General features: G+C 71.8%; 18 protein-coding genes, 2 tRNA genes and 1 pseudogene. 13 read left to right on the top strand and 8 right to left on the bottom strand.

The features are described from left to right. Nucleotides 1-18: 18 nt before the first annotated feature. Nucleotides 19-3003 (bottom strand): SpoIIE family protein phosphatase, encoded by a 2985-nt coding sequence (locus IG02_RS0123530; RefSeq protein ID WP_063756838.1) that lies wholly within the window; start codon nt 3001-3003, stop codon nt 19-21. A gap of 353 nt (nt 3004-3356) precedes the next feature. Here IG02_RS0123530 and IG02_RS0123535 point away from each other — a divergent pair, with 353 nt between their 5' ends. Continuing rightward, a complete protein-coding gene (locus IG02_RS0123535) occupies nt 3357-5393 on the top strand; it encodes an ABC transporter ATP-binding protein (RefSeq protein WP_030751565.1) in 2037 nt (678 codons plus the stop codon). A 145-nt stretch (nt 5394-5538) separates the two neighbouring features. Here IG02_RS0123535 and IG02_RS41745 read toward each other — a convergent pair whose 3' ends face one another. Further along, nucleotides 5539-5787: a hypothetical protein gene (locus tag IG02_RS41745; protein ID WP_158712374.1), complete on the bottom strand. Its 249-nt coding sequence runs from the start codon at nt 5785-5787 to the stop codon at nt 5539-5541. 261 nt (nt 5788-6048) lie between these two features. On the opposite strand from IG02_RS41745, the gene IG02_RS0123545 reads away from it, so the two are divergent. The 4 genes from IG02_RS0123545 to IG02_RS0123560 all read left to right on the top strand — a co-directional run bounded on the left by IG02_RS0123545 (nt 6049) and on the right by IG02_RS0123560 (nt 11270). After that, a complete protein-coding gene (locus IG02_RS0123545; RefSeq protein WP_030751568.1) occupies nt 6049-7083 on the top strand; it encodes a PucR family transcriptional regulator in 1035 nt (344 codons plus the stop codon). A 405-nt stretch (nt 7084-7488) separates the two neighbouring features. Then, nucleotides 7489-8004 carry a hypothetical protein gene (locus tag IG02_RS0123550; protein WP_030751572.1) on the top strand — a complete coding sequence of 172 codons (516 nt, stop codon included), beginning with the start codon at nt 7489-7491 and terminating at the stop codon, nt 8002-8004. A 216-nt stretch (nt 8005-8220) separates the two neighbouring features. Beyond that, nucleotides 8221-9726 carry a flotillin family protein gene (locus IG02_RS0123555; RefSeq protein ID WP_078854748.1) on the top strand — a complete coding sequence of 502 codons (1506 nt, stop codon included), beginning with the start codon at nt 8221-8223 and terminating at the stop codon, nt 9724-9726. 371 nt (nt 9727-10097) lie between these two features. Continuing rightward, complete coding sequence (locus IG02_RS0123560; protein WP_030751578.1) at nt 10098-11270, top strand: acyltransferase family protein; 1173 nt, start codon at nt 10098-10100, stop codon at nt 11268-11270. Nucleotides 11271-11409: 139 nt separating this feature from the next. On the opposite strand, the gene IG02_RS0123565 is transcribed toward IG02_RS0123560, so the two are convergent. Continuing rightward, nucleotides 11410-11610, bottom strand: coding sequence for a CsbD family protein (locus IG02_RS0123565; protein ID WP_037803972.1), 201 nt, complete (start codon nt 11608-11610; stop codon nt 11410-11412). A gap of 100 nt (nt 11611-11710) precedes the next feature. Then, entirely contained in the window at nt 11711-12571 is an 861-nt protein-coding gene (locus IG02_RS0123570; RefSeq protein WP_030751586.1) for a helix-turn-helix domain-containing protein, read from the bottom strand. A 242-nt stretch (nt 12572-12813) separates the two neighbouring features. On the opposite strand from IG02_RS0123570, the gene IG02_RS0123575 reads away from it, so the two are divergent. After that, nucleotides 12814-13653: a glycosyltransferase family 2 protein gene (locus tag IG02_RS0123575; RefSeq protein WP_051765638.1), complete on the top strand. Its 840-nt coding sequence runs from the start codon at nt 12814-12816 to the stop codon at nt 13651-13653. A gap of 62 nt (nt 13654-13715) precedes the next feature. Here IG02_RS0123575 and IG02_RS0123580 read toward each other — a convergent pair. From IG02_RS0123580 to purS, 4 genes and pseudogenes are all read right to left on the bottom strand, one after another. Then, nucleotides 13716-13928 (bottom strand): annotated as a pseudogene (locus IG02_RS0123580) (M23 family metallopeptidase); the annotation flags it as partial. 125 nt (nt 13929-14053) lie between these two features. Next, complete coding sequence (gene purL, locus IG02_RS0123585) at nt 14054-16327, bottom strand: phosphoribosylformylglycinamidine synthase subunit PurL (RefSeq protein WP_030751594.1); 2274 nt, start codon at nt 16325-16327, stop codon at nt 14054-14056. After that, nucleotides 16327-17007: a phosphoribosylformylglycinamidine synthase subunit PurQ gene (gene purQ / locus IG02_RS0123590; RefSeq protein ID WP_030751596.1), complete on the bottom strand. Its 681-nt coding sequence runs from the start codon at nt 17005-17007 to the stop codon at nt 16327-16329. The genes purL and purQ overlap by 1 nt, the downstream gene beginning before the upstream one ends. Then, nucleotides 17004-17303: a phosphoribosylformylglycinamidine synthase subunit PurS gene (gene purS / locus IG02_RS0123595; protein WP_051765585.1), complete on the bottom strand. Its 300-nt coding sequence runs from the start codon at nt 17301-17303 to the stop codon at nt 17004-17006. The genes purQ and purS overlap by 4 nt, the downstream gene beginning before the upstream one ends. A gap of 524 nt (nt 17304-17827) precedes the next feature. Between purS and IG02_RS0123600 the strand changes: the two genes are divergently transcribed. The 7 genes from IG02_RS0123600 to IG02_RS0123630 all read left to right on the top strand — a co-directional run bounded on the left by IG02_RS0123600 (nt 17828) and on the right by IG02_RS0123630 (nt 23392). Continuing rightward, entirely contained in the window at nt 17828-18163 is a 336-nt protein-coding gene (locus IG02_RS0123600) for a histone-like nucleoid-structuring protein Lsr2 (RefSeq protein WP_030751601.1), read from the top strand. A gap of 307 nt (nt 18164-18470) precedes the next feature. Further along, nucleotides 18471-18545: transfer RNA gene (locus tag IG02_RS0123605), tRNA-Gly, on the top strand. 94 nt (nt 18546-18639) lie between these two features. Next, nucleotides 18640-18712, top strand: a tRNA-Gly gene (locus IG02_RS0123610). 168 nt (nt 18713-18880) lie between these two features. Further along, complete coding sequence (locus IG02_RS0123615) at nt 18881-19849, top strand: ABC transporter ATP-binding protein (RefSeq protein WP_051765587.1); 969 nt, start codon at nt 18881-18883, stop codon at nt 19847-19849. 113 nt (nt 19850-19962) lie between these two features. Beyond that, entirely contained in the window at nt 19963-20832 is an 870-nt protein-coding gene (locus IG02_RS0123620) for an ABC transporter permease (protein ID WP_267958530.1), read from the top strand. A gap of 203 nt (nt 20833-21035) precedes the next feature. Next, nucleotides 21036-22649 carry a sensor histidine kinase gene (locus tag IG02_RS0123625; protein WP_063756839.1) on the top strand — a complete coding sequence of 538 codons (1614 nt, stop codon included), beginning with the start codon at nt 21036-21038 and terminating at the stop codon, nt 22647-22649. After that, nucleotides 22646-23392, top strand: coding sequence for a response regulator (locus IG02_RS0123630; protein WP_234314876.1), 747 nt, complete (start codon nt 22646-22648; stop codon nt 23390-23392). Before IG02_RS0123625 ends, IG02_RS0123630 begins: the two co-directional genes overlap by 4 nt. Nucleotides 23393-23413 lie beyond the last annotated feature (21 nt).

The following is a 23413-nucleotide window of genomic DNA, read 5'->3' on the forward strand; positions in this document are numbered from 1 at the left end:
GTCCGGCCGGACCACCCGTCACGACGGGCCGGGGCCGGGGGCGTCCGGCCCGGTCGGCCCCGACTGCCCCGTCGGCTCCGACTGCCCCGTCGGCTCCGTCGGCTCGGCGGCGTCGGTGACCAGGTCCGCAAAGTCGGGGAACGCCGCGAGCCCGGCGAACGCGACGGGTTCGGCGGACTGCGCCGGTGCCAGCGGCTGCTCGGCCCAGATGGTCTTCCCGCGCGCCGTGTAGCGCGTGCCCCAGCTCTGGGCGAGCTGCGCGACGAGGAAGAGGCCCCGGCCGCCCTCGTCGCTCATGGTGGACCGGCGCAGGTGCGGAGAGGTACTGCTGCCGTCGGAGACCTCGCAGATGAGCACGGAGTCGTTGCGGATCAACCGCAGATGGATAGGGGCGGTCGCATAGCGGATGGCATTGGTGATGAGTTCGCTGGCGATCAGTTCGGTGGTGAACGTGACCGATTCCAGCCCCCATGAGGAGAGCGTCCCGGTCACGTCGGCACGTACGCGCGCGACCGCGACCGGATCGTCCGATACCTCCCGGACCACGACGTGCTCGGCGTCCAGTGCGCGGGTACGCGCGACGAGCAGGGCGACATCGTCCTCCGGCCTGTTCGGGCCGACGGGCAGCAGGGCCTCGAGGACCGCGTCGCAGGTCTCCTCGGGCGAGCGGACCGGGGACCGGGTTGCCGTCTCCGTCGGCTCCGCGGGCCGAGCCGGTACGGCCCCAGGTCCCGTACGTCCCGACGACTCCGTACGATCCGTACGCCCCGCCGGTCCCGTAGAGGCGGCCGGTCCCGTAGAGGCGGCCGGTCCCGAACCCTCCGCCGGTCCCGAGCGCGCGGCCGGCGCCGGCCCGGCGAGCGCCTGCCTCAGTCGCTCCAGGCCGGCGCCGATGTCGTGCTCGGGGTTCCCGAGCAGGCCGTCGGTGAACAGCACGATGTCGCTGTGCTCGGCGAGCCGCATGTCGTACGTCTCGAAGGGGAAGCCGCCCAGCCCGAGCGGCGGACCGCCGGGCACCTCCGGGAAGGCGACGCCGCCGTCGGGCCGGACGACGGCCGGGGCGGGGTGGCCCGCCCGGGCGAGGGCGCAGGAGCGGGACACCGGGTCGTAGATCGCGTACAGGCAGGTGGCTCCCATGAACCCGGTCCCCACGTCGTCGGCGCCGCCCGCCGCTCCGGGCTCCGACTCGCGCCCCCGGCGGCCCTCCTCCTGGTCGAGCCGGATGACGAGTTCGTCGAGGTGGGTGAGGAGTTCGTCGGGCGCCAGGTCGAGCGCGGAGAAGTTGAGGACGGCGGTCCGCAGCCTGCCCATCGTGGCGGCGGCGTGCAGGCCGTGGCCGACGACGTCGCCGACGACGAGGGCCACCCGGGCTCCGGAGAGCGGGATCACGTCGAACCAGTCCCCGCCCACCCCGGACCGGGCCGGCACATACCGGCAGGCGGCCCTGACCGCGTTCTGTTCCGGCAGGTCTCCGGGGAGCAGACTGCGCTGGAGGGACACGGCCGTGGCGTGCTCGCGGGCGTACCGCCGGGCGTTGTCGACGCAGACGGCGGCGCGGCCGACCAACTCCTCGGCGATGGCCAGGTCCTCGGCGTCGTACGAGGCCCGCCCCGTCTGCCGGTAGAAGCTCGTGACGCCGAGGACCGTGCCCCTGGCCCGGAGCGGCACGGTGATCAACGACCGTATTCCCTGGTCGACGACCCACCGGCCGTGCGCGGGCTCGCGGAACCGCCGGCCGGGGTCCACGGACAGGTCGGGTACGAGCGACGACTGCCCGTGGGTGAGGCTCCGGCTCTGCGGCGAGCCGGTGCTGTAGCGGACGAGCCGCCCCTTCTCGTAGAGGGGCCGCTGCCCGTTCGCGGCGGCGGTGGCCATCCGGCGCAGTCCGTCCTTCGTCAGGGGAGGCTCCTCGCCGTGCGCCATCGACTCGAACAGGTCCACGGTGACGAGGTCGGCGAAGCGTGGCAGGGCCGCCTGCGCGAGTTCCTCCGCGGTCCTGGGCAGGTCGAGGGTGGTACCGACGCTCACGCTCGCGTCGTAGAGCAGCTTGAGGCGTTCCCGGGCCTCCGTGGCCGCCCCGGCCAGCGTCCGCAGTTCGGTGGTGTCCCGGAGGGTGACGACCGTGCCCACGGCGCGTCCGCCGACCCGCGTCGGCTGCTGGTTCACGGCCAGGAAGCGGTCCGCGGACCGGTGCACCTCGTCGGTGGCGACGCGGCCCTCCGTCAGGAGCCGGGTGAGGGGCCCGCCGAGGCCGAGTTCGGCGACGGGCCGCCGCTGGGCGTCCGCCGGCAGGTTCAGCAGGCGGCGTGCCTCGTCGTTCGCCAGCAGCAGCCGGCCGTCGCGGGCGACGATGAGGACCCCTTCCCTGACGGCGTGCAGCACGGCGTCGTGATGCTCGTACATCCTGGTGATCTCGGCCGGTCCGAGTCCGTGCGTCTGGCGCCGCAGACGTCTGCTGACGACCGTCACTCCGCCGACGGACGCGGCGAGCGCGCCGGCGCCGCCCCCGAGGATGGGGGGAAGCTGACGGTTGACCGTTGCCGAGGTGTCCGCGACCGTCACTCCGGCGTTGACGACGGCCACCACCCTGCCCCTGGCGTCGAAGACGGGGACCGCCGCGCGGATCGACGGGGACTTCAGCGTGTGGCCCGGGACCACGTCCGTGAAGGGCCGGCCGGCCGTGGCCGGGTACAGGGGTCCGCTGACGCGCTTGCCGATGTAGCCGGGATCGGGATGGGTGTAGCGGATCCCCTTCGTGTTCGTCACGACGATGTAGTCGACGCCGGTGTCACGCTGTGTCTGACGTGTCACCGGTTCCAGCCGGGCGCTCGGGTCGGGCGATCGCAGCGCGGGGAGCAGCCCGGGAGAGCGTGAGAAGGTCTCGGCGACGGACAGCGCGCGGGCACGGGCCACGTCCTGGCCGGTGTGGCGCGCCTGTGCGACGACCGCGGCGACCGCGCCGCCCACCAGCAGCACGACGATCACCACGACGAGGGCGAGCATCTGACCGGCGACCGTACGCGGGCCGAGCCGCCGACGCGGCCGGGGCGCCGGGTGGCGGGGCCGCGACTGGCGGGGCGGCGACTGGCGGGGCGGCCGACGCGAACGGACATCTCGGCACATATTCGCATCCTTCACCGCGCATGTTATGTAAATCACACACATGGATACCTTTACGCATTCATGACGCGCGATCACCGGCCCTTCCGGAAATCCGGGGGCCGGTTGTCAGTGGCGGCTGGCAAGCTTCTCCTCGCGCACCGAGCGTGGTCAATCGATCACGAAAGGTGCCCGCCGGTGCGTTCCATCGGCTCAGCACGTGCATGTTGGTGCGTCCGTACGGGAGGGACGGTTCGATGACAGCACAGCACGGAACGAAGTCCGAGGCCGAGGCCGAGGCCGAGAAGGTGTCCGCGTCCGAACGGCTGCTGTTCGGCGGGCCGTTACGGTACGACATGGGCTGGAGCAAGCACGAGGACGCCGCCCTCCAGCTCAACCTGCGATCCGTGGTCAGGCGGCTGCCCGGGCTGGTCGGGACCACGGTCGGGCTGGCCTGGGAGGCGGACAGGGGCGCGCTGCGGCTGGTGACGCTGGCGGAAGTCGGGCGGGGGATCGGGCAGGCGGTCGGGCTGATCGCCGTCAACCGGGTGCTGGCGCACCTGCTCGGGGACGGCTCGACCACCGACCGCCTCACCGGGGCCGCGCCCGCGCTGGGCGTCGCGGGTGGGGCCGCGCTGCTCGGGGCGGTGCTGCGGGCGCTGTCCACGGCGGGCACGGGGCAGTTGGAGCCGAAGGTCGAGCGGGTCGCCACCGAGCGGTATCTGACGCACACCGCCCGGGTCGAGCTGGAGGCGGTCGAGGACGACGAGTTCCACAAGCTGCTCGACAGCGCGCAGTACGGGGCGAGTTCGGCGCGGCGCATGGTGCAGTACTGCCAGAGCGTGGTGACCGCGCTGATGTCGCTGGTCGCGTCCGCCGGGGTGCTCGCCCTCCTGCACCCGGCGCTGCTGCCGCTGCTGGTCGCGATGACGGTGCCCAGCGCGTGGGCCGCGCTGACGGTGGCCCGCCGCCGGTACGTGTCGTTCCAGGTCTGGGTGCAGCACGCGCGGGCAGGGCGGCTGATCAGCGGTTTGCTGATCTCCACCGACGCGGCGGCGGAGATCCGGGCGCACGACGTGGGGCCGTTCCTGCTGCACCACTTCCGGGCGATGTCGCAGTCGCAGGAGGCCGAGCAGCGCAGGCTCTCCCGGCTCGACGCCCGCACGGGCCTGATCGCGGCCGGCTGGACCGGTCTGGCGACCGTCGCCGCGTACGCCGCGCTGGGCGGGCTGCTGTGGACGGGCGCGATGGCGCTGGCCGTGGGCGGGACCGCCGTCCTGGCCATCCGCACCGGATCGGCCGCCCTGGAGAACCTGATCCTCCAGGTGAACCACCTGAACGAGGAGAGCTTGTTCGTCGGTGATCTGCACCGGCTGTGCGAGGAGGCGGGCCGCCGGGCCATTCCGGTCGGGGGGCGCCCGCTGCCCCCGGCGCCGGCCGCCATCACCTTCGAGGACGTGGTGTTCACGTACCGGGGGAAGGACAACCGGCGCGCGCTCGACGGCGTCTCCCTGACCATCCCGACCGGCAAGATCGTCGCTCTGGTGGGTGAGAACGGCAGCGGCAAGACCACGCTGGTCAAGCTGTTGTGCGGGCTCTACCGCCCCGACTCGGGCCGGATCCTGTGGGACGGACTGGACGCGGCGGAGGCGGACCGTCAGGAGCTGGTCTCCCGGGTCGCCGTGGTGGGGCAGGACTTCTACCGCTGGCCGTTCACGGCGGAGGTGAACATCAGCATCGGCCGCAGCGAGGTGCCGGTGACCGAGGAACGGCTGACGGACGCCGTCCGGTACGCGGGGGCGGAGGAGCTGATCGAGGAGCTGCCCCGCGGCCGGCGCACGCTCCTGGCCCGTGGCTACAAGGGCGGCCACCAGCTCTCCGGCGGGCAGTGGCAGCGCCTCGGCCTCGCCCGCGCCCACTACCGCGCCGGCCGGGTCCTGATCGTCGACGAGCCCACCTCGGCGCTCGACGCCCGAGCGGAACAGCGGCTGTTCGAGCAGATCCGTCGCCTCGCGGACGCCGGCCAGACGGTCATCCTCATCACCCACCGCCTCGGCTCGGTACGGGCCGCGGATCTGATCCACGTCCTCGACCACGGGCGGGTGGTGGAGAGCGGCACGTTCGACGACCTGCTCTCCGACACCACCGACGGACCGAAGGTGTTCCGCGACCTCTACCACCTCCAGGCCGCCCAGTACGCACCGCCGGCACCGCCCGCACCGGCCCCCTCGGAAGCCGTATCCGGAGCGGTGCCCGGGGCAGCGCCCGAGGCGGTGCCCGGCCCCCGGTCGTGAGGGGCGCCGGGCCCCGGGCCGACGTGCTGCCCAGGGCCGTCGGGGCGGATCCTGACGGCCTGTCAGACTCGCGCGGTCCCGGCGGTCCCGGCGGCCCGGACGGTCCCGGCGGCATCGGCGGCATCGGCAGTCCGGGACTCCGTGGTCACCCGGCCGCTCGGGCCGGCGGGGGCGGCCGTGGCGGGCTTGTCCGCCGGACGTGGGTGGCGAGGAGCAGTACGGCGGCGATGGCCTGGACTCCGACGGTCAGGGCCTCCGTGACGGGAGCGTGGACACCGAGCAGGACCATCGTGGCGTTGACGGCGAAGAGCACACCACTGGGGGAGGCCAGGCCGAGTTGGTCCCGGGTGTGAGGGCGGGCTTTGACCTCAAGGCCCGCTCGGGCCGACGACACCGGCGTTTCCCCAGACCATGGGCTACAAAAGGCGGGGTCCACCGATCACGGAGACAGAGGCGGGGGGAGACAGACGTGACAGGGCAGGAAAGCGGGACCGGGGCCGGCAGCGGAAGCGGAATCGGGGGCGAGACCGGGGCCGGGGCCAGTACCGAACCCGGGGCCGGCGTGGAGACCGGAGCCGGGGCGGGCAGCCGGGCCGGGAGCGGGCGCGGGAACGGCGGCACGGGCGGGGACACCGGTGGCGTTCCGGATGCCTATCTGACGGGCTACGCCGACATCCTCGCGGCGGCGGCCGCCACCGGCCGCCGTCTCACCCGCGACGAGCTGCTGGCCCGTCGGCAGCTGGGCGAGCAGGCGGCCGACGCCGGTTACGGACTGCGCGCCCTGGTCGGCGCGCACCTCGCCGCCGCCCGCCTCCACTGGCCCCTCACCCGTGCCACCGACTCGGCCGACAGCGTGCTCGCCGCCCTCGAACAGTCCGTGGACGCCTTCGCCGAGGGTTACGAACGCGCGCAGCGGCTTGCCGTACGGCAGGAGGTCGCCGCGCGCCGGGAGTTCATCGACGACCTGCTGTACGGGCGCGGCGAGCTGGGCCGGCTGGCCGAGCGCGCCGAACGCTTCGGGCTGCGCCTGTCCTACGAGCACGCCGTGGCGGTCGCCGAGGGCCCGGTCCCGTACGACGAGGGCGACGCCGTGCCGCGCTCGGTGGAACAGGCCCTGGTCAGCCGGTTCGGCGACCGCAGCATTCTGCTCACCACCAAGGCCGGCCGGCTGGTGTGCATCGCGGCGGGCGACGAGGCGGACGTGCTCGCCTTCTTCGCTAAGCAGGCGTACGCGGCCACGGACGGCGGCCGGATCGGGATCGGCCGCCCGCAGCCCGGCCTGGGCGGGGTGGTGCGGTCGTACGAGGAGGCCCTGAACGTCCTCGACCTCGCCACGCGCCTCGACCTGGACGGTCCGGTCCTGCGCGCGGCGGACCTGCTCGTCTACCCGGTCCTCACCCGCGACCGGCAGGCGATGACGGAACTCGTCGTGAACACGCTCGGCCCGCTGGAGGCCGCGCGCGGCGGCGCCCAGCCGCTGATCGAGACGCTCACCGTCTACTTCGACGCCGGGTGCGTGGCGGCGGAGGCGGCGCGGCGCCTGTCGCTGAGCGTGCGGGCGCTGACGTACCGGCTGGCGCGGATCCACAAGCTGACCGGGGCGGACCCTGCCGACCCCGTGCACCGGTACACCTTGCAGACGGCGGTGATCGGAGCACGGCTGCTGGGCTGGCCCACACGGGCGTTCTGACGCCCGAGCCGGGCCGGAGCACCGCGAGAACGCCGGCACCGCGAGAACGCCGGCCGTGGAACGCCGGGGAAACGTCGCGGGAAGGACACGGCGAAGGGTCCGCGGAAAAGTCCGGCGGGACCGGCGGAACGGCGGACAGGCATGGGCCCCGTCTGATAGGTGCCTGCGACAACGACCCGGCATTAAGAACGCGTTAAGACTGCCGGGTTCCGGCAATGCGCACATCCGTTCACGCATGGAAACATGACCGGCGAACAAGGAACGGCGCGGAAGCCAAGGCGCGGGGCGAACGCGGAACAACCGCGGAAAGAAGCCCGGAGTGGGCACGGACAGAAGCACGCAAGAGGCACGGGACGCGCCGCGGAACCGGTGGTGTCCCGCGACAACAGGGGGAGGGAACGTCCCATGAGCTTGTTTCTCGGTCTCGGCATCGCGGGGATCGTGCTGCTCATCCTCTCGCTGGTCTTCGACGGGGTGCTCGAAGGGCTCTTCGACGGGGTCGGCGCACTGGACGGCCTCTTCGACGGGCTGCTGTCGCTGCCGGTGATCGCCGGTTTCGTCTCGATGCTCGGCTTCGGCGGCGCCATCGTCCTGGGCACGACGGACCTCGGCACGGGACCGGCCACCGGCACGGGGGTGGTGGCCGGTCTCGGCGCCGGATGGCTGACCTGGCGGCTCAGCCGGGCGCTGATGAACGACCGGACCGCGGTCGCGCCCCGGGGTGAGGACCTCGTGGGCACGACGGGCACGGTGGTCACGGCGATCCCGGCCACGGGCTACGGGGAAGTACTGCTGAGGCTGAGCGGTCAGCCGGTGAAATTCGCCGCGAAATGCGCGCAGCCCGTGGAGTACGGCGCGGAGATCTGGGTGGAGGAGACGCTCTCGGCGAGCGCGGTCTCGGTACGCCCGGTGCGGCGCTGACGGACTGACGGGCTGGGGGGCGGGCCGCGGCGACGCGGGGCGGCCGGCCGGGCGGACGGGGGTCGTCCGGGCGGCCGACCACCAGGGCGCGGGCATGCGCCCCACGCGTACGGCACCCGTACGGCGCCCCCGTACGGCACGCGTACACGCACAACGATCCGGCTGCCGTCGTCCAGGAGACAACGGGAGGCACGGGGAGCCAAAGGAGAGAACCGTATGAGTCCAGTCGTCACAGCCGTGGTGGGGATCGTCGTCCTCGCCGTCCTGCTGGCACTCGTCGTGATCACGCGCTACAAGGTCGCCGGTCCCAGTGAGGCGTTCATCGTCACCGGACGGCGCGGCAAGCGCACGACCGACCCGGACACCGGCCTGGTGTCCACCGACAACAGCGGCCAGAAGGTCGTGGTGGGCGGCGGGGTGTTCGTCATCCCGTTCGTCCAGCAGAAGTTCTCGCTGGACCTGTCCAGCCGCCACATCCCGGTGGCGGTACGGGGCGCGGTCACACTGCGCGGCGTGAAGGCCAACCTCGAAGGCGTCGCCATCGTCAAGGTCGGCGGTACGGAGGACTCCATCAGGGCGGCGGCCCAGCGGTTCCTCCAGCAGCAGGGCGGGATCGTCGGCTTCACGCAGGAAGTCCTGTCGGGCGCGCTGCGCTCGATCGTCGGCCGCATGTCCGTGGAGGACATCATCCGGGACCGCGCGGCCTTCGCCGGCCAGGTCGCGGAGGAGGCCGAGGCCAGCCTGTCCGGGCAGGGGCTGGTGCTGGACGCGTTCCAGATCCAGGACATCACGACGGAGGGTTCGTACCTGGAGGACCTCGGCCGCCCGGAGGCCGCGCGCGCCAAGCAGGAGGCCGACATCGCGGAGGCGGTGGCGCGGCGCGCCGCCGAGCAGGCGCGACTGAAGGCCGAGGAAGAGATCGCGATCGCCCAGCGGACGTTCGCGCTGAAGCAGGCCGAGATCAAGGCCGAGACGGACGAGGCCGCCGCGCGTGCGGCCGCCGCGGGCCCGCTCGCCCAGGCGGCGCGCGACCAGGACGTCCTGAGCGAGCGGGAGAAGGTCGCCGAGCGCCAGGCCGCGCTGACCGACCGCGAGCTGGACACCAAGGTGCGCAAGCCGGCCGACGCCGCCCGCTACCAGGCGGAGCAGGAGGCCGAGGCGCGCCGTATCGCCCAGGTCAAGCAGGCCGAGGCCGACGCGGAGCGGTCCCGGCTCACCGGTGAGGGCGAGAAGGCGCACCGCGCCGCGCTCGCCGACGCGGTACGGATCGAGGGCGAGGCGGAGGCCGACGCGATCGGCGCGAAGGGCGCGGCCGAGGCGGAGGCGATGCGGAAGAAGGCGGACGCGTTCGACCGGTACGGCGACGCGGCGGTCCTCCAGATGCTGGTCGAGGTGTTGCCGTCGGTCGTGGCGAAGGCGTCGGAGCCGCTGAGCGCGGTGGACAAGATGACGGTGATCTCGACGGACGGCGCGGGCAAGCTGGCCCGTACGGTCACGGACAATGTCGCGCAGGGCTTCGAACTCCTGAGCTCGACGACGGGAGTTGACCTGGCCGAGCTGCTGAAGGGCATCGCCGGGGGCAAGATCGCGGAGAAGAGCGCCGGGAAGAACGTGGCGCCGGACACCGAGACGAACGCCGAAACGAACGTGGGCAACAGCGCGCTCGGGAGCCGCGCCGGGGGCGGCGCCGGGAGCAACGGCCGTATCGAGCTCACGGATTAGGAGTCCGTTCAGCCGGCGACGGCGAGCCTTGCCGCACGGTCACCTCGTGCGGCAAGGCTCGCCGTCGCCGTTCCCGTGGTCGTCGGCCGTACCCGTAGCCGGCCGTATCCGTGGTCGCCGACCGCACCCGCAGTCGGCTCCGGTGCCCACCCTGCCCCGGCCCTGCCCCGGCCCCGTTCGCCGTCTCCGGGAATTCACCTGACGGCCCCTTGCGCGGATCCTCTGTTCACCTGCCGGCTGTCGCACCGTTCATCGGGCGCCCCCTAGTGTCGTCCGGCTGGGCGCACGGCCGACAACGCCCGCGGCGCCCGCCCCCAGGACAGGCAGCTCCCGTCCACACCGCCGCAGCAGGAACGAATGGAACGAACCGAATGACTCAAGCGACACTGGCTCGGGTCCCGGATCCGGTACCCGAGCCGGAGATCCGCCCCGTCCCCGCGTCCGCGCGGCCGGACCAGAAGCCCGACCGGATGCGGGCCCTCGACGGGCTCCGCATCCTGGCGGCGCTCATGGTCTGCGTTTTCCACTACGCGGGGAAGGCCCAGACCTCGCACGCCTGGGGCCAGTCGCCGAAGGAGCTGTTCCCCGACCTGTCGCAGGCCGCCACCTACGGCGCCCTGGGTGTCCAGCTCTTCTTCGTCATCAGCGGTTTCGTCATCTGTATGAGCAGTTGGGGCCGGTCGCTCGGGGACTTCTTCCGCTCACGCGTCTCCCGGCTCTACCCCGCGTACTGGGCGGCCATCGTCCTCACCACCGCTGCCTGCGTGGCACTCCCCTCCGTCATCGCACCGCTGCGCCTCGACGAGGTGCTGGTCAACCTGACGATGCTTCAGCAGCCGATGGGCGTGGGCCGGGTCCTCGGCGTGTGCTGGACCCTGTGGGTCGAGGCGCGTTTCTACCTGCTCTTCGCGCTCTTCGTGGTCTGGAAGGGCGTCACCTACCGCCGAGTCGTGATCTTCTGCTGCCTGTGGACGGTGGCGGGGGTGCTGGCCCGGGTCGCCGACCACCCGCTCACGGACGAGATCGTGATGCGGGACCACGCGCCCTTCTTCATCGGCGGGCTCGCGCTCTACCTGATCCACCGCTACGGCAGCGATCTGCTGCTCTGGGGCATCGTCGCCACCAGCTGGCTGCTCGGCCAGCGCTACTCGACGACGGCGCTGTGGGACCCGAACGCGACATCCGCGTTCCAGGAGCGCTCCCCCTACGTGATCCTGCTGGTCGTCACCTTCGCCTTCGCCGCCGTCGCGGCCGTGGCCCTGGGCTGGCTCCGCTGGGCGAACTGGCGCTGGCTCACCTTCGCCGGCGCCCTCACGTACCCCTTCTACCTGGTCCACGAGCACCTCGGCTGGTTCGCGATCAGCATCCTGCACCGCCACTTCGGCGTGGAGCCGCGCGTGACGTTCGTGGCCACGATCCTGCTGATGCTCACGCTCGCGTGGCTGATCCACCGCCTGGTCGAGAAGCCCTTCGGCCCCCGCCTGAAGCGCGCGATGAAGACCCAGGCGGACCGGGTACGGACGCAGATCCGCGCGGCGGCCTGAGCCCGCCCGCCCGCATACCTGTACGTACGTACGACGGTGGCCCGGCGGAGGGGAGATCCCGCTCCGCCGGGCCACCGTGCGACCGCGGTCGCATCCGAACACGGTCACGCTCGAACACGGTCACGCCCGAACGCGGTCGTTACCGTTTGAACGCGTCCCTGGTCTTCGCGCCGGCTTCACGCATGTCGCCCTTGGCGCGCGTGGCCCGGCCCTCCGCCGTCATCCGCTCGTTGCCGACGGCACGTCCGAGGGTTTCCTTGATGGCGCCCTTGACCTGGTCGGTCTTGGCACCCGACTTCCTCATGGCGTGGTCGCCACGGGCCTTCCGGTCGGCTGTCATGGTCGCGCTCCTCACTGTCGAGCCGTTTCCCTGACAAGAATCCGCCTGCCCGACTGTCCCGCACGCAAACAAGCGGGAGCGCGTGGCAAAGGTGAAAGCCTCAGTAGCGGTCGCGGAAGTCGGCGAGGATCTCCTTCGTCCGGCGCACGGACTCCGCGTGCGCGACCATGCGGTCCATGGCCTCCATGTGCCCGACGACCTCGTTGGCGTTGTCGAGGTAGAGCGCACCGGTCAGGTACTCGACGTACGCCATGTCCGGAAGCTCGGGGATCGCGAAGCGGAACAGGACGAACGGGCTGTACGTACCGGGGTGGTGGCCGGCCGCGAACGTGGCGATCTGGAGTGTGACGTTCGGCATCTCGGCCGACTCCAGCAGCCGGTCGAGCTGCGCGCGCATGACGGCGCCCGACTCGACGGGGCGGTGGAAGACGGTCTCGTCCATGACGACCCAGAAGTTCGGGGCGTCGGGCCGGGTGAGCAGGGCCTGACGTTCCATCCGGAGGGCGACGAGGCGTTCGATCCGGTCGGGATCGGTCCGTCCGATGGCCCCGTACGTCAGGACGCCACGCGCGTAGTCCTCCGTCTGCAGCAGCCCCGGCACGAAGTGCGGCTCGTAGGCACGGATGGTGCGGGCGGCCTCCTCCAGGCTGACGTGTCCGCCGAACCAGTCCGGCAGCACATCGTGGAACCGCTGCCACCAGCCCGGTTTGTTGGCCTCGTCGGCCAGCTGGAGGAAGGTGACCACCTCGTCGTCGGGCACGCCGTACGCGGGCAGCAGGATCTGGATGTACGGGACCTTCAGCGCGACCTCGGCCGTCTCCATCCGCCGGATCGTCCCGGCCGCGACCCGGAGCAGCCTGGCCGCCTGGTCGCGGCTGAATCCGGCCCTTTCGCGAAGAGCCTGCAGTTGTCTGCTGAGGACCAGCTGGCCGATCGTCGGAGCGGACCGCGGCTCGCTCACACCCCACCCCCGAGCACGAACATGCGGGCAGTTTGCCACAAGGGCCGGATCATGGACATGGTTCGGCCACCGCCCGGATCACCGCCCGGATCCCCGGCCGGTGAACCGGTGGCGTCGGTGAGGAGATCGGCCGATGGCCGGGAGATGGCGAATGACGGATACCATCGATCCCTGTCGTTGCCGATGACTGCTGGGGTGATCCGTACGTGTCCCGACCGCGTGTAGGTGTGGCCGTGCTGACCATGGGCACCCGGCCCGTCGAGCTGCGGGCGCTGCTCGACTCCGTGGCCAAGCAGCGGGAGGCCGCGAGCAGGATCGTGGTCGTGGGCAACGGCGCGCCCCTGCCCGAGCTGCCCGAGGGCGTCGTCGGCGTGGAGCTGGAGAAGAACCTCGGCGTCTCCGGCGGCCGCAACGTCGCCATGGAGAAGCTCCGCTCCTTCGGTGACGTGGACGTGCTCGTCGACCTGGACGACGACGGACTGCTCATCGAGGCGGACGTCTTCACGCGCATCGCCGACCTGTACGAGGCCGATCCCCGGCTCGGCATCGTCAGCTTCCGCATCGCGGACGAGACCGGTTTCACCCAGCGCCGGCACGTGCCCCGGCTGCGGGTGGACGACCCGATGCGCGGCGGCGAGGTGACCACCTTCCTCGGCGGCGGACACGCGCTCTCGATGCCGATGCTGGACGAGACGGGCGGCTGGCCGGACGAGTTCTTCTTCACACATGAGGAGACCGACCTCGCCTGGCGCGCCCTGGACGCGGGCTGGACGATCCGGTACGAGCCGGAACTGGTGCTCCAGCACCCCCGTACCTCGCCCGCCCGCCATGCCGAGTTCTACCGGATGACCGCCCGCAACCGGGTGTGGCTGGCCCGCCGCCACCTCCCCGCCGTCCTCGTCCCGCTCTACCTCGGCACGTGGATACTGCTCACGGTCGCCCGCACCCGCTCGGCGAGCGGACTGCGCGCGTGGTTCGGCGGCTTCTTCGAGGGCACGCGAACGGCGTGCGGCCCCCGCCGCCCGATCCGCTGGCGGACCGTACGCCGCATGACGGCGCTGGGCCGCCCACCGGTGATCTGAGCCGCCCGCCGCTGATCCGACGGGTGCACGGGAGAAAACGCCTCCGGACCTCCCGTCCGGCCTCATTCCGCCCCGGCGTCCACCTTTTCCGCCGGTGGCACGACGGTGAAGTACTCGCCGCCCGCCGGAACACCGATTCCGCGCCAGCGAAACGGAATTCCCCTCGCCGCATCCGGATCCACGTGGTCCATCAGCTGGAAGTGGACATGCGGCTCGGTCGAATTGCCCGAGTTTCCGCATTGCGCCACCATTTGCCCCGCCTTTACCCGGGTGCCTGTCACCTCGTACCGGCCGCGCCCAGCCATCCGCGCCCGGCCCGGGACGGACTCGCACACGACCGAGCCCCTGCCCGGTCGGCAGTGGCCGCCGGGCAGGGGCTCGGCCCCGAGAGCGGGCTCCGTTACGCCAGCAGCGCCGGGATCGTCCCCTCGTACGCCTCCCGCAGCTCGCTCAGCTCCACGCCGAACTCGCCCTGCACCTCGATCGCCGTGCCGTCCACGACACCGATCCGCGTCACCGGCAGCCCCCGCGCCCCGCACATGTCGGTGAAGCGGAGCTCCTCGCTGCGCGGCACGGCGACGACCGCGCGGCCCGCCGACTCGCTGAACAGGAAGGTGAACGCGTCGAGACCGTCCGGTACGACCAGTCGCGCGCCGTTGCCGCCGCGCAGGCAGGACTCCGTCACGGCCTGGATCAGACCGCCGTCGCTCAGGTCGTGCGCCGCGTCGATCATGCCGTCGCGGGACGCCGAGATCAGGATCTCGCCGAGCAGCTTCTCCCGGTCGAGGTCGACCGCCGGCGGCAGCCCGCCCAGGTGGTCGTGCACGACCTGGGACCAGGCCGAGCCGCCGAACTCCTCGCGGGTGTCCCCCAGCAGGTAGAGCAGCTGGCCCTGCTCCGTGAAGGCGATCGGCGTCCGGCGCGTCACGTCGTCGATCACGCCGAGCACCGCGACCACCGGCGTCGGGTGGATGGCCGTCTCGCCGGTCTGGTTGTAGAGCGAGACGTTGCCGCCGGTCACCGGGGTGCCGAGGGCGAGGCAGCCGTCCGCCAGACCGCGCGTCGCCTCGGCGAACTGCCACATCACTGCCGGGTCCTCGGGCGAGCCGAAGTTCAGGCAGTCCGAGACGGCGAGCGGCTTGGCGCCGGAGGCGGCGACATTGCGGTACGACTCGGCGAGCGCGAGCTGCGCGCCCGCGTACGGGTCGAGCTTCGCGTACCGTCCGTTGCCGTCCGTCGCCATCGCCACGCCCAGGTTCGACTCCTCGTCGATCCGGACCATGCCGGCGTCCTCGGGCTGCGCGAGCACGGTGTTGCCCTGCACGAAACGGTCGTACTGGTCGGTGATCCACGCCTTGGACGCCTGGTTCGGCGACGCGACCAGCTTGAGCACCTGCTCGCGCAGCTCCGCCGAGGTCGCCGGGCGCGGCAGCGCGTTCGCGTCGTCCGCCTGGAGCGCGTCCTGCCACTCGGGGCGCGCGTAGGGGCGCTCGTACACCGGGCCGTCGTGCGCCACGGAGCGCGGCGGCACGTCCACGATCTGCTCGCCGTGCCAGAAGATCTCCAGCCGCTCGCCCTCGGTCACCTCGCCGATGACCGTGGCGATGACGTCCCACTTCTCGCAGATCTCCATGAAGCGGGCGACCTTGTCCGGCTCGACCACGGCGCACATGCGCTCCTGCGACTCGCTCATGAGGATCTCCTCGGGCGAGAGGGTCGCGTCACGCAGCGGTACGGTGTCCAGCTCGACCCGCATGCCGCCGGAGCCGGCGCTCGCCAGTTCGCTCGTCGCGCAGGACAGGCCGGCGCCCCCGAGGTCCTGGATCCCCGCGACGAGCTTCTCGGCGAAGATCTCCAGGGTGCACTCGATCAGCAGCTTCTCCTGGAACGGGTCGCCGACCTGGACGGCGGGCCGCTTCTTCGGCTTGCCCGTGCCGGAGGCACTGTCGGACGCGGCGTCGAAGGTCTCGGACGCCAGGACCGACACGCCTCCGATGCCGTCGCCGCCCGTGCGGGCGCCGTAGAGGATCACCTTGTTGCCGGCGCCGGACGCCTTGGCGAGGTGGATGTCCTCGTGCTTCATGACGCCGATACAGCCGGCGTTCACCAGCGGATTGCCCTGGTAACAGGCGTCGAAGACGACCTCGCCGCCGATGTTCGGCAGGCCCAGGCAGTTGCCGTAGCCGCCGATGCCCGCGACCACGCCGGGCAGCACCCGCCTGGTGTCGGGGTGGTCGGCGGCGCCGAAGCGCAGCGGGTCCACGACGGCGACCGGGCGGGCGCCCATGGCGAGGATGTCGCGGACGATGCCGCCGACGCCGGTGGCCGCGCCCTGGTAGGGCTCGATGTACGAGGGGTGGTTGTGCGACTCGACCTTGAAGGTCACCGCGTACCCCTGGCCGACGTCCACGACGCCCGCGTTCTCACCGATGCCCACGAGCATGGCGTCACTGGCCGGGGCCTTCTCGCCGAACTGCCGGAGGTGGACCTTGGACGACTTGTACGAGCAGTGCTCGGACCACATGACCGAGTACATGGCGAGCTCGGCACCGGTCGGGCGGCGGCCCAGGATCTCGCGGATCCGCGCGTACTCGTCCTCCTTGAGGCCGAGTTCCTTCCAGGGCTGGCCGGTGTCGGGGGTGTCGGTCGCGTGCTTGACGGTGTCGAGGGTCATCAGGCGCTTACCAGCTTCTTCAGGATCGAGGTGAAGAATCCGAGACCGTCGGTACGGCCCGTACCGATCAGCGGTTCCACGGCGTGCTCGGGGTGCGGCATCAGGCCGACGACGTTGCCCGCCGCGTTGGTGATGCCGGCGATGTCGCGCAGCGAGCCGTTCGGGTTGCCGTCCAGGTAGCGGAAGGCGACGCGGCCCTCGGCCTCCAGCTCGTCCAGCGTGCGCTCGTCGGCGGTGTACCGGCCGTCGATGTTCTTGAGGGGTACGGAGATCTCCTGGCCCGCCGAGTAGTCGCCGGTCCAGGCGGTGTCCGCGTTCTCCACCCGGAGCTTCTGGTCGCGGCAGACGAAGTGGAGGTCGTTGTTGCGCAGCATCGCGCCCGGCAGCAGGTGGGTCTCGGTGAGGATCTGGAAGCCGTTGCAGATGCCGAGGACCGGCAGGCCGGCCTTCGCCTGCTCGATGACCGTCTCCATCACCGGGGAGAACCGGGAGATGGCACCGGCCCGCAGGTAGTCGCCGTAGCTGAAACCGCCCGCGAGGACGACCGCGTCGACCTGCTTGAGGTCCTTGTCGCGGTGCCACAGGGAGACGGGCTCGGCACCGGCGATCCGGGCGGCGCGCAGGCTGTCGCGGTCGTCGAGGGTGCCGGGGAAGGTGATGACTCCGATACGAGCGGTCACCGGGACACCTTCTCGGCAGCGTTTCCGTTATCCGCGCCGGCCGCCGCGTCCGCGTTTTCGATCTTCACGGTGAAGTCTTCGATGACGGTATTGGCGAGGAACGTCTCCGCCATCTCATGGATACGGGCAAGGGCGGCGTCGTCGACCGGCCCCGCCACTTCGAGCTCGAAACGCTTTCCCTGGCGGACGTCGGCGATGCCCTCGAAACCCAGACGGGGCAGTGCGCGCTGCACCGCCTGTCCCTGCGGGTCGAGGATCTCCGGCTTGAGCATGACGTCGACTACGACGCGTGCCACTGGCACTCCCGGTGGTGTGGTGCGGCTGGTTCTGCTGCTGTTGTTCTCCGGGGAATCCCCCAGACCCGGGGAAATCTCCCGGACCCCCCGAGCTTCCCTCAGCCTACCTGGCCGGAAAATCTACACGGGTAGACGCGCACCTCGGGGCGGGAGGTGCGCAGAGCGGCCCATGGGGCGGACGAGGCGGGCGACCCGGCCGGCCGCCGGATCCGCCGGCCACCCGGATACGACCGGAACGCGCGGCCGTCACACGCGGAGATCGCGTGGCGATTCCGGCCACGCACAACACGCCGGGAAAAAATCAGGAAAAGAATCACGCCCTGGCATTGCCCGGGACACGCTGATGTAATTGGCTGAGCTTCACATTGCGGCAGTGACCGCTGTACAAAGGAATGCAGCGGGAAAGCTGGATTGCCGCACCTTCTCAAAACATCCGTAAGGACGGTATCACCGCACGTCGACCGTGTTTCCCACACGAGTCGGACACGGGCGGGGGCAGGTACCGAAGGAAAGGACCGATATCCGTGGCGCAGCGCGTAGTGGTTACGCTCTCCGACGACATCGACGGCGGCGAGGCGGCGGAGACGGTCATGTTCGGCCTGGACGGGAAGACGTACGAGATCGACCTCAACCCCGCCAACGCCAAGAAACTCCGCAAGGCCCTGGCCCCCTTCGTGGCGGCGGGCCGGAAGCAGACGCACGCCGGCAGGCGCGGCAAGTCCCGTACGAGCTACCGGCACACGTCCCTGGCCCCCGATCCCGCCGCCGTCCGGGCCTGGGCGCAGTCGCACAAGATGGACGTGCCGGCCCGCGGCCGGATCCCGAAGAAGGTCTACGAGGCGTTCCGCGAAGCGCGTTGAGGCGTGCGGGGTCCGCTCGCCCCATCGCGGCCCGCCCATCGCAGTCCGCCCATCGCAGTCCGCCCATCGCAGTCCGTCCACCGCAGGCTGTCCTGCGGGCGCTCCCGTCCCGACGCGTGGAGATCCCGACGCGTGGACCCCGACGGGCCGTGCCACCGGGACGGGAGCGCGGACGCGCGCCGAGGGGCCTCGAGGGGGACCGAAGGGGGCCTCTGCGCACGGAGTTGCGAAGCACCCCCATTGATCGGCTAGAGTTTGGAGCACGCCGAGGGGCAAGGTCGAAAGGCCGGAAAACCTCACGGAGCGTGCGGGTGTAGTTCAGTAGTAGAACGCCCCCTTTCCAAGGGGGAGGCGCAGTGTGCGATTCCTGTCACCCGCTCCACATCGCTCTCTCCGGTCCACTCCTGTGGATCAGGTAGAGTGATGACGCACCGGTCAGCGACTGTCTGTCTCGTCAGTCGCCCATCCGATGCGATGCGGACGTAGCTCAGTTGGTAGAGCGCAACCTTGCCAAGGTTGAGGTCGCCAGTTCGAACCTGGTCGTCCGCTCGGACAGAAGGCCCTGATCAATTCGATCGGGGCCTTCTTCGTGTGCGCGCTCGGCTCCGCCGTCTCCTTCGTCGCCTTCGTCGCCTTCCCCCGTCCATGACATTTGTCATGAACGCCGATGACAGCGCGCACTGCCCGCCGCCCCGGACCGGCGGAAATCTTGAAGACATGACTGAGCCTTCTCGAACGCTGACCCGGACGCCTTCCTGGAACGACGACAGTGACCCGGTGATCGAGGTGGACGAGCTGCGGCGGGCGTACTCCGGTGGTTTCACCGCGGTCGACGGCGTCTCGTTCTCCGTGGGGCGCGGCGAACTGTTCGCGCTGCTCGGTACGAACGGCGCCGGAAAGACCTCCACCGTCGAACTGCTGGAAGGTCTCGCCCGGCCCGACTCGGGCGAGGTGCGCGTGCTCGGCCACGATCCGTACCGCGAACGCGCCGCCGTCCGCCCCAGGACCGGAGTGATGCTCCAAGAGGGCGGCTTTCCGTCCGATCTGACGGTCGCCGAGACCGTGCGGATGTGCGCGGGCTGCACCAGCGGCGCCCGGCCGGCCGGCGAGGCGCTGGAGATGGTGGGACTCGGCAGGCGGACCAAGGTACGGGTCAAGCAGCTCTCGGGCGGCGAGCGGCGGCGGCTGGACCTGGCACTGGCGCTGCTCGGCCGGCCCGAGGTGCTCTTCCTGGACGAACCGACCACGGGCCTGGACGCCGAAGGGCGGCGGGACACCTGGGACTTGGTGCGACGGCTGCGCGACGGCGGCACCACGGTCCTGCTGACCACGCACTACCTGGAGGAGGCCGAGTCCCTCGCCGACCGGCTCGCGATCATGCACCGGGGAAAGATCGTGGTCTCCGGTACCCCGGCCGAGGTGACCACCGCGCGCCCGTCCCATATCCGCTTCACGCTGCCGCCGCACGTCCCCGCCGGCCGGCTGCCACTGTCACTGCGCGCGGCGGCGGACGGGCAGCGGGTGGAGATCAGGACCCGGGAACTCCAGCGGGATCTGGGCGAACTGCTGCGGTGGGCCGAGGAGTCGGACGTGAACCTGGGGGCGCTGGACGCACGGTCGGCCTCGCTCGAAGAGGCGTTCCTCGACATCGCGACGGAACACGCGGAAGCGGCGGAAGCGGCGTGAGGAGAACACCGACGGAGACGGGCACGGGCACGGGCACAGGCACGGGCACAGAGATGGCGACGGGGATGGGAATGGCGAAAGAGACGGGGACACGGATGAGCACGGGGGCTGTTGTGACCGGCGACACGGAAAGGCGGGCCGGCGACGGACCCGGTGGCAGGCCCAGCAGGCCGGACAGGCCCGGCCGGGAAGCGGACACGGACGCGGCAACGCCCCGTACGAGCACGCCGTCAGGACGTCTCGCGGCGCTCGGCCGCGCCGAGTTCACGCTGCTCCTGCGGAACAAGACGGCGCTGTTCTCCGCTCTGTTCGTACCGGTGGCCACGATCGCGGGCAGCAAGGTGTCGCTCGACCGGATCGACCTCGGCAAGAGCGGACTGAGCATGGTCGAGGCTGCGCTGATCGGCGGCCTCGGGACGGTACTGATCATGGCGGTCTACTCGAACCTCGCCGCCGCGTACACCGCCCGCCGCGAGGACCTCGTCCTCAAACGGCTGCGCACGGGCGAGGCCTCCGACGCGGAAATCCTCACCGGTACCGCCCTGCCGGCGGCCACGGTCACCCTCGTCCAGTGCGGGCTGCTGGTGGCGGCGGGCAGCCTGTTCCTCGACGTGAGCGCCCCGCGCCGGCCCGAACTGCTGATCGCCGGCCTGCTGATCGGTACGGTCCTGCTCGCGGCGCTGGCCGCGGCGACCTCCGCCGTCACGCGCACGGTGGAGAGCGCGCAGATCACCATCATGCCGTTGTTCCTGATCTCGGTGCTCGGCTCGGGGCTGTTCGTCCCCCTGGACGTGCTGCCGGAGAAGGTCGCCTCGGTGTTCGAACTGCTTCCGCTTTCCGGCGTCATGACGCTGATCCGCGCGGGCTGGGTCGGCGGGATCGAGGCGTACGACGTGCTGGGAGCGGCCCTGACCGCGCTGGCCTGGACGGTGCTCGGCGTGTTTGCTGTACGTCGGTGGTTCCGCTGGGAGCCACGCCGCTGAGCCACGTGGCGCCAGGCGCGGGGTCCCGGGGGCCCGGAGATCCAGGGATCAGGGATCCGGGGATCAGGGATCAGGGGATCAGAGATCCGGGAATTCGGGATTCGGGGATTCGGGGATTCGGGTCCGGCTGACGCCTGGGTGACGCGGGCCACGCCGGCCGTGCGAGCACGACCGGCCCACGACGAGAAGAACGGGAGAGCACGATGACCGGGCGGACCGGGCCGGTGGAAGGTTGGCGGCGGACCTGCCGACGGGCCGCCGAAGCCGGCCACCGGGCCAGGAGCGAACACGGGAGCGGGAACAAGAGCAAACCGGCCCGGGTGGAGCAGTACACCCGCGCGACGTTCACGGCCTTCGCGGGCGTCGAGACCGGAGCGGTCACCACCTCCCTGCTCTTCGAGTCCGCGAGTCCGGCCGAACGCTGGCTGTTCCTGCTGGTCCTCGCCCATTCCGTGCTGGGGGGCCTGCTCGCGAACCGGGCACTGGACTGGCGGCTGGGCCGCCGTGAGCGGCCCGTCCGGCTGACCGTGGGGATGGCCGTGCTGTCCGCCGCGGGCGTCGTCGCCCTGCTGGTGCTGCGCATCGCGGACCAGGTGGCCACATCGGAATTCGGCGTGCTTCTGATGTTCCTCATCGGATTCGGGCTGGCGGGGATCTCGCTGACACTGCGTACGACCGTCCACCGGACGTACGCGGTGCTCGGCGCGGCGGCCGGACTGGCGGTCGTGACCCTGCTGCTCGGGGCGGGCTGGGGACAGGCCGGCCTGAACGCCGTCGGCGTCCTCGCCATGGGTTCGGCGCTCGTCGTGAGCTATGTCTTCTCGGCCTGGCTCGTGGACGTCGTCTGGGAGCTGGACCGGGCGCGCGAGCTGCACACGCGGCTGGCCGTCGCGGAGGAACGGCTGCGCTTCGGGCGGGACATGCACGACGTGATGGGCCGCAATCTCGCGGTGATCGCGCTCAAGAGCGAACTGGCGGTCCAGCTCGCCGAGCGGGGCAGGCCGGAGGCAGTGGCGCAGATGAGCGACGTGCAGCGGATCGCGCGTGAGTCGCAGCGGGAGGTGCGGGAGGTCGTACGGGGCTACCGCGACGCGAACCTGCACACGGAACTGGAAGGAGCACGTGGGGTGTTGGCGGCGGCGGGCATCGACTGCCGGGTCGAGGGCGATGACGGTACGGGCCTCGCGGCCGAGGTGCAGTCGGCCCTGGGATGGGTCGTGCGGGAGGCGACGACGAACGTCCTGCGGCACGGGGACGCGCGGCGGTGCACCGTACGGCTCGCCGTGCCGGGACCGGGGGAACGCGGCGACGGGGAGGCGGTCCTGGTGGTCGAGAACGACGGCGTACCGGCGGCGGACGAGAGGGACGCGGGGGATGCGAGGGACGAGGGGGGCGGCAAGGGGAAAGCAGCCGTGCCGACGGCCGGGTCCTCGGACGGGTCCGGACCCGCGGCCACGCCGCGGAAGGGCTCCGGCCTGACCGGCCTGCGGGAACGCCTGGCGGCCCTCGACGGCACGCTGGAGGCCGGCCGCGCGACCGGTGACCGCTTCCGCCTGACGGCCCGGATCCCGCTGGCCGTGGCCGGGACGGGTGGTGCGGGGCCGGGCGCGAGTGCCGGTGGCGTCGGTGCCGATGCGGGCATGTCCGGCACGGAAGCGAACCGTACGGCCCCGATGGCCGCGGCCCGCGGGGACTCGGCCCGGCCGGGCCGTACCGGAACGGCGTCCCGGACCTGGAGCGGCGGTGACGGCGACGGCGGGGGTGCCGCCGTACCCTCCGTGGCCCCCGGCGCCGGTGAGGAGGTCGCCACCGCATGACATCGGCACCCGTACCCGAGCCCGCGTCCGTGTCGGCGTCCGATTCCGGACCGGCAGCCGTGCCCGTCTCCGTACCCGGCCCCGGGTCGGCACCCACGCCCGGGCCCGCGTCCGCGTCGGCGCCGGGAACCACCCCGCCCGTGCGCGTCCTGCTCGCGGACGACGAGCATCTGATCCGGGGCGCCCTCGCCGCCCTCCTCGCCCTGGAGGACGATCTGGTCGTCGTCGCCGAGGCGGGCTCCGGCCCCGAGGCACTGGCCGTGGCGCGCGCCCACCGGCCCGACGTCGCCGTGCTCGATCTCCAGATGCCCGGCGCGGACGGTGTGAAGGTCGCCACATCCCTCCGCACCGAACTGCCCGGCTGCCGGACGATGATCGTGACCAGCCACGGCCGTCCCGGCCATCTCAAACGGGCGCTGGCGGCGGGCGTGCGCGGATTCGTGCCCAAGACCGTCAGCGCCCGGCAGCTCGCCGAAATCATCCGTACCGTCCACGCGGGCAACCGCTATGTCGACCCGGAGTTGGCCGCCGACGCGATCTCCGCCGGGGACTCGCCCCTGACCGCGCGCGAGGCCGAGGTGCTGGAGCTGGCGGCGGACGGCGCTCCGATCGCGGAGATCGCGGAGCGGGCCTCGCTCTCGCCGGGGACCGTACGCAACTACCTGTCGTCGGCCGCGACGAAACTGGGTGCCGAGAACCGGCATACGGCAGTGCGTCTCGCCCGGCGCCGCGGTTGGGTATAGTTGGTCCCACGCCACGGCGCA

Origin of the sequence: Streptomyces sp. NRRL F-5135, assembly GCF_000719775.1 — a bacterium.
GTDB lineage: Bacteria > Actinomycetota > Actinomycetes > Streptomycetales > Streptomycetaceae > Streptomyces > Streptomyces hebeiensis.

What these genes read in the sequence shown, in the direction of transcription:
- IG02_RS0123530 (WP_063756838.1), bottom strand. Translation starts at nt 3,003, where the DNA reads ATGCTCGCCCTCGTCGTGGTGATCGTCGTGCTGCTGGTGGGCGGCGCG.
- IG02_RS0123535 (WP_030751565.1), top strand. Translation starts at nt 3,357, where the DNA reads ATGACAGCACAGCACGGAACGAAGTCCGAGGCCGAGGCCGAGGCCGAG.
- IG02_RS0123550 (WP_030751572.1), top strand. Translation starts at nt 7,489, where the DNA reads ATGAGCTTGTTTCTCGGTCTCGGCATCGCGGGGATCGTGCTGCTCATC.
- IG02_RS0123555 (WP_078854748.1), top strand. Translation starts at nt 8,221, where the DNA reads ATGAGTCCAGTCGTCACAGCCGTGGTGGGGATCGTCGTCCTCGCCGTC.
- IG02_RS0123560 (WP_030751578.1), top strand. Translation starts at nt 10,098, where the DNA reads ATGACTCAAGCGACACTGGCTCGGGTCCCGGATCCGGTACCCGAGCCG.
- IG02_RS0123565 (WP_037803972.1), bottom strand. Translation starts at nt 11,610, where the DNA reads ATGACAGCCGACCGGAAGGCCCGTGGCGACCACGCCATGAGGAAGTCG.
- IG02_RS0123575 (WP_051765638.1), top strand. Translation starts at nt 12,814, where the DNA reads ATGGGCACCCGGCCCGTCGAGCTGCGGGCGCTGCTCGACTCCGTGGCC.
- purL (WP_030751594.1), bottom strand. Translation starts at nt 16,327, where the DNA reads ATGACCCTCGACACCGTCAAGCACGCGACCGACACCCCCGACACCGGC.
- IG02_RS0123615 (WP_051765587.1), top strand. Translation starts at nt 18,881, where the DNA reads ATGACTGAGCCTTCTCGAACGCTGACCCGGACGCCTTCCTGGAACGAC.
- IG02_RS0123625 (WP_063756839.1), top strand. Translation starts at nt 21,036, where the DNA reads ATGACCGGGCGGACCGGGCCGGTGGAAGGTTGGCGGCGGACCTGCCGA.
- IG02_RS0123630 (WP_234314876.1), top strand. Translation starts at nt 22,646, where the DNA reads ATGACATCGGCACCCGTACCCGAGCCCGCGTCCGTGTCGGCGTCCGAT.